We start from the raw sequence: 5,537 nt of genomic DNA, 5'->3' as shown, positions 1-5,537 counted from the left end.
GTCCGCGGGCGGGCGCGCACGGCGAGGGCGGCGCCCGGTAGCGTCACCCCCGGCGGCCGGAGCGGGCCGGCAGGCGCTGCGCGCCGGTGCCCCACGCCGGGCGCGTACGGACAGGGAACGGGTACCCGGCCGGGAACGGCCCCGAGGTGCGGAGGGACAGGCGCGGTGACGCAACTGCGGATCGGCACGCTGCTGGGGTTGTTCGCCGCGGCGTTCGCCCTCGCCTGGGCCGCGGCCGGGCTGATGGACTCCCACGGGATGCTGCCGGCGGTGCCGCTGCTGGCGCCGGTGGCGCTCGCCGCGATCGCGGCGGTGCTGCTGGCGACCGCGCTGCTGCTGCGCTCCCGCATCAAGGCCGCCCGCGAGCGCCGGCCCGGGGCGCGTGGTGTGGAGCCGATGATGGCCGCCCGCGCGGTGGTGCTCGGTCAGGCCAGTGCGCTGGTGGTCTCGGTCGTCTCCGGTGTCTACGGCGGGCTGGGCCTGTTCCTGGTCCTGGAGCACCTCGACGTCTCGGCCCGCCGCGAGCAGGCCGTCTTCGCCGGGTTCTGCGTCCTCATGGGGGTCGCGGTCTGCGGGGCGGCGCTCTGGCTGGAGCGGATCTGCCGGCTCCCGGAGGACGACGAGAACGGCCCGCTGGGCTCCCCCGCCTGACGCCGCGCCGGCGGGTGCCGGGGAGGGCGCTCGGCCGACCGGTTCGTCCGGGGACCGGGCGGGGACGGGCGTCGACGACGCGCCCCCACACCTCGCGCCACGCCGCCGGGCCGGGGCGGCGGAGCCGGACCCGGGCCGGGCTGTGCGGGCGGTCCGCCCGCACGCCCCGCGCGTTCAGGCGGCGCCGTTGGGCAGCGTCTCCACGTGGACCGCGGCGCGTTCCACGTCCTGGGCGTCGGCGTCGATGGAGCGGCGCAGCGCCTCGTGCAGGCCGGCCGGGGTGAGCACCCCGAGGAACCGGTCGCCGTCGAGGACCGCGATCCACCCGGCGTCGTACTGGAGCATCATGCCGAACGCCTGCTTGAGCGAGGAGCCGAGCGGCAGCCACGCCTCCATCCGCCGGGCGTGGTCGGCGACCCTGCCGGTGACCGGCTTCCCCGCGGCGGGGCGCGGCACCCAGCCGTGCAGCGTGCCCGAGCCGTCGAGCACGACCGCCCAGCGGGCGCCGCCCTCGCGCATCCGGGTCGCGGCGTCGGCCATGTCGTCGGCGAGGTCGACCAGCGGGGGCTGTTCGAGGTCGCCCTCCTCGACGTCGGTGACCGACAGGCGCTTCAGCCCGCGGTCGGCGCCGACGAACTGGGCGACGTAGTCGGTGGCGGGGGCGCCCAGCAGGGTGGCGGGCGGGTCGAACTGCTCGATGCGGCCCTGCCCGAAGACGGCGATCCGGTCGCCGAGCCGCACGGCCTCCTCGATGTCGTGGGTGACGAAGAGGACGGTCTTGCGGACCTCCGCCTGGAGTCGCAGGAACTCGTTCTGGAGCCGTTCGCGGACCACGGGGTCGACGGCGCCGAACGGCTCGTCCATCAGCAGCACCGGCGGGTCGGCGGCGAGGGCGCGCGCCACGCCGACGCGCTGCCGCTGGCCGCCGGAGAGCTGGCCGGGATAGCGGGAGCCGTAGACGGACGGGTCGAGGCCGACCAGGTCCAGCATCTCGGCGGCGCGCTTGCGGGCCGCGGGCTTCTTCCACTCCAGCAGCTGGAGGACGGTGGCGGTGTTGTCGAGCACCGTGCGGTGGGGGAAGAGCCCGCCCTGCTGGATGACGTAGCCGATGCGGCGCCGCAGGGCCACCGGGTGGATGCCGGCGATGTCCTCGCCGTCGAGCAGGATGCGGCCCGAGGTGGGCTCCTCCAACCGGTTGACCAGCTTCATCGTGGTCGTCTTGCCGCAGCCGGACGGCCCCACCAGGGTGACCAGCTCGCCCTCGGCCACCTCCAGCGACAGGTTGTCCACGGCGAGGGTTCCGTCCGGGTACCGCTTGGTGACCTGTTCGAAGCGCAGCATGCGATCCATCTTCCCCCACGGACACGTTCGTAGGATCTTCATTTTCACGAGTCGCGCCGCATAGTGTTCTCCCGGTGAGTGCCAGCAACTGTCTGACAGCCAACGCGTGGATCTGTGGGGAGTACCTGCGGACCCGGCGCGAGGAACTGGTCGACGCCACGCTCCAGCACATCGCCATCACCGGCACCGCCGTCGTGCTGGCGGTGCTCCTGGCGTTCCCCCTGGCCCTGCTGGCCCGCCGCTACCGGCGGCTGACCGGCACGGTCCTCACCCTGACCACGGTCGTCTACACCATCCCGACGCTGGCGATGTACGCGCTGCTGCTGCCGGTCTTCGGCCTCTCGGCGTCGGTCGTCATCTGCGGGCTGGTGCTCTACTCGCTCACCATCCTGGTCCGGAACATGCTCGCCGGGCTCGACGGCGTCCCCGAGGACGCCCGCGAGGCGGCGCGCGGCATGGGCTTCGGACCGGGCAGGCTGCTCTTCCGGGTGGAGCTGCCGCTGGCGCTGCCCGCGCTGATGGCCGGTGTGCGCATCGCCACGGTCTCGGCGGTCTCGCTCACCACGGTCGGTGCCATCGTCGGCAACGGCGGCCTGGGCAACCTCATCTACAGCGGTATGGACAGCCTCTTCAAGGCGCAGGTGCTCACCGCCTCGGTGCTGTGCGTGGTGCTGGCCGTCGTCGCCGACGTGCTGCTGCTCGTCCTCCAGCGCGCCCTCACCCCGTGGGCGCGGGCGCGCGAGGGCGGGCGCCGCAGGCGCGGCACCCCGGACCCGGGCGACGGCGGCAGCCCGCCGGACGGCGGCGACGGGGCGCCACCGCCGGACACCGGCGGCGACCCCGACTCCCTGGCGAAGTCCGACGACCGCCCCCTCGCCGCGGGCACGCCCGACGCCCGACAGGAGGCCGGCCGGTGAACGCGTTCCTCGACGCCTGGACCTGGCTGACCACGGCCGAGCACTGGGCCGGCCCCGGCGGGGTGTGGACCCGCCTCGGCGAGCACCTGTACCTGACCGGTGTCTCCATGGTCATCGCCTGCCTGCTGACCCTGCCGCTGGCGCTGTGGCTGGGCCACACGCCGGTCGCCTCGGGCGGCGGCGGGCGCGGCAAGCGGCTCGGCAGCGCCGTCGCCGTCAACATCACCAACGCGGGCCGTGCGGTGCCGACGTTCGCGGTACTGGTCGTGCTGATGCTGACGCCGCTCGGCGAGGGCGGGGTGACGACGCCGACGGTGATCGCGCTGGTGCTGTTCGCCCTGCCGCCGCTGCTCACCAACGCCTACGTCGGCGCGGCCGAGGCCGATCCGGACGTGGTGGAGGCGGCGCGCGGCATGGGCATGTCCTCGCGGCAGCTGATGCTCCGGATCGAGCTGCCGCTGGCGTTCCCCATGATCATGACGGGCATCCGCACCGCGACGGTGCAGGTGGTCGCGACCGCGACCCTGGCGGCGCTGGTCGGCGGCGGCGGGCTGGGGCGCATCATCACCGCCGGGTTCGCCAACCAGAACACCCCGCAGGTCGTCGCCGGAGCGGTGCTGGTCGCCGCCCTGGCCCTGGTCGTCGAGGGCGTCCTCGTGGTGGCCCAGCGGTTGCTCACCCCGGGCCGCCGCACCGGCGGGCGCGGCCGCACCGGCGGGGAGCTGCCACCGGAGGACCGGGAGGACGGCGCTCGCGCCGTGCGTGCGCCGGCCGGCACCGGCTGAGGCGCCCGGGGCGGGCGCGTGGCGGGCGCCTTCCGGCCACCCGCCCCGTCGATCCGATCGGCGGATCGGCGGATCGTACGACGAATCAGGAATCGACCGGCTCGCAGCGGGTAGGTGCATGCGCGCCGACCGGTCGGGCGGGCCCCACCCGGTCCGCCTGCGACGTCACATCACGGACACCTCACCGCTGCACCCGCTCAGTACCGTCCCTGACCGGGGCACCACGCCTCCTACCGCCGCCGGCGGCGCCCTCGACGAATGGACAACCAGACCGTGAAATCCGCCCGCACCACCCTGCGCCGCGCGCCGCTCGCGACCGCCGCCACCGCCCTCACCCTGGCCCTGGCCCTCACCGCGTGCGGCGGCGAGAGCCTGGAGGAGACCGGCTCCGGTTCGGACACGGACGCCGGGTCGGACAGCACCGAGACCGGCGGCGGCGACGGCGAGACCCTCGTCATCGGCAGCGCCGACTTCACCGAGGCGACGATCACCGCCGAGCTGTACGCCCAGATCCTCGCCGACGCCGGCTTCGACACCGAGATCCAGACCGTCCGGGGGCGCGAGCTGTACGCCCCCGCCCTGGAGAGCGGCGAGATCAACATCGTGCCCGAGTACCTGGCCACCACCGCCGAGTACTTCAACCGCGACGAGAACGGCGCCGACGCCGAGCCGGTCGCCTCCAGCGACCCCGAGGCCACCCGCGACGCCCTGATCGAGCTGGTCGAACCGCGCGGGCTGACCGTGCTCGACTACGGCGACGCCGTCAACCAGAACGCGTTCGCCGTCACCGAGGAGTTCGCCGAGGAGAACGGCTTCACCACCCTCACCGACCTGGGCAAGTCCGGCCTCCCCATCCGCCTCGCCGCCGGCGAGGACTGCGTGGAGCGGCCGTTCTGCCAGCCCGGCCTGGAGGAGGTCTACGGAATCGACATCACCGAGGTCGACCCCAAGGGCGTCGGCACCGCGCAGACCAAGCAGTCCGTCCAGAACGGCACCAACGAACTGGCGCTGGTCACCACCACCGACGGCACCCTCGCCGACTTCGGCCTGGTGCTGCTGGAGGACAACCAGAACCTCCAGCAGGCCGACAACATCCTGCCGGTGCTCAACGACGCCACCGCCGAGAACCAGGAGGTGGTGGACGTCCTCAACGAGCTGACCTCCACCCTCACCACCGAGGACCTGGTCGAGCTGAACCGGCAGGTCGACGCCGAGCGGATCCGCGCCGTGGACGCCGCGCGCGACTACCTGGTCGACAAGGGCCTCATCGACGGCTGACGCCCTGGCCGCTCCGCTGCCGGGGTCCGGGCCCCCGGACCCCCGGCAGCGGGCACCAACGGGGGCACCGCCGGCCCCCTGACGGGCGGACGCGGCCTGCGGGGCACGAGCGACGAGGCCCGGTGACCGGTCCGGGTGGCGTCGGCCGGGGCGTACCCGGACCGTGGGTCGGCGCCCCGCGCGCGGCGGTCCGTCCGGTACCAGCCGAACCGCACAACAATCCGGCTGCGCCCTCCCGCGCCCCGCCGCGTCACGGTAGGTTTCCGGCATGGCACGCGGACGTCACCGATACATCCCGCCCAACCGGCTGCTGATCCCGGCCGCCGTCGGCGGCTGCGCGGTCCTCACCGCCGGACTCGCCCTTCTCACCGCCGACAGTCTCGGACTGTTCCCGGCGCTGCTCGTCGTCGCGACCGCCGGCGCCGCCGTCGCGGGAGCCGTCCTCCTCCGGCACCGCGAGAACATCGCCGAGGCACGCCTCGCCACCGAGCGCACCAACCGCCAGGCCGTCGACGCGCAGGTCAGCGAGTTGCAGGCGGCGTTGGAGGCGGCGACCGACCAGGCC

General features: G+C 74.5%; 5 protein-coding genes and 1 pseudogene. 5 read left to right on the top strand and 1 reads right to left on the bottom strand.

Translation table 11 applies throughout. The features are described from left to right. Window positions 1–165 precede the first annotated feature (165 nt). On the top strand, window positions 166–651 hold the full coding sequence (locus HCN52_RS21420; RefSeq protein ID WP_168090088.1) for a DUF3180 domain-containing protein: 486 nt from the start codon (window positions 166–168) through the stop codon (window positions 649–651). 174 nt (window positions 652–825) lie between these two features. On the opposite strand, the gene HCN52_RS21415 is transcribed toward HCN52_RS21420, so the two are convergent. After that, window positions 826–1,992 carry an ABC transporter ATP-binding protein gene (locus HCN52_RS21415; protein ID WP_168090087.1) on the bottom strand — a complete coding sequence of 389 codons (1,167 nt, stop codon included), beginning with the start codon at window positions 1,990–1,992 and terminating at the stop codon, window positions 826–828. Between the two features lie 74 nt (window positions 1,993–2,066). On the opposite strand from HCN52_RS21415, the gene HCN52_RS21410 reads away from it, so the two are divergent. From HCN52_RS21410 to HCN52_RS21395, 4 genes and pseudogenes are all read left to right on the top strand, one after another. Then, window positions 2,067–2,909: an ABC transporter permease gene (locus HCN52_RS21410; protein WP_168090086.1), complete on the top strand. Its 843-nt coding sequence runs from the start codon at window positions 2,067–2,069 to the stop codon at window positions 2,907–2,909. Beyond that, window positions 2,906–3,694 (top strand): ABC transporter permease, encoded by a 789-nt coding sequence (locus HCN52_RS21405; protein ID WP_168090085.1) that lies wholly within the window; start codon window positions 2,906–2,908, stop codon window positions 3,692–3,694. The genes HCN52_RS21410 and HCN52_RS21405 overlap by 4 nt, the downstream gene beginning before the upstream one ends. A 258-nt stretch (window positions 3,695–3,952) precedes the next feature. Continuing rightward, a complete protein-coding gene (locus tag HCN52_RS21400) occupies window positions 3,953–4,972 on the top strand; it encodes an ABC transporter substrate-binding protein (protein ID WP_168090084.1) in 1,020 nt (339 codons plus the stop codon). Between the two features lie 268 nt (window positions 4,973–5,240). Continuing rightward, window positions 5,241–5,537: pseudogene (locus HCN52_RS21395) on the top strand (hypothetical protein); the annotation flags it as partial.

Source organism: Streptomyces bohaiensis (assembly GCF_012033785.1).
In the GTDB taxonomy this organism is placed as follows: Bacteria; Actinomycetota; Actinomycetes; order Streptomycetales; family Streptomycetaceae; genus Streptomyces; species Streptomyces bohaiensis.
This window is presented reverse-complemented; position numbering and strand designations above follow the sequence as displayed.

What these genes read in the sequence shown, in the direction of transcription:
- HCN52_RS21415 (WP_168090087.1), bottom strand. Translation starts at nt 1,992, where the DNA reads ATGCTGCGCTTCGAACAGGTCACCAAGCGGTACCCGGACGGAACCCTC.
- HCN52_RS21400 (WP_168090084.1), top strand. Translation starts at nt 3,953, where the DNA reads ATGGACAACCAGACCGTGAAATCCGCCCGCACCACCCTGCGCCGCGCG.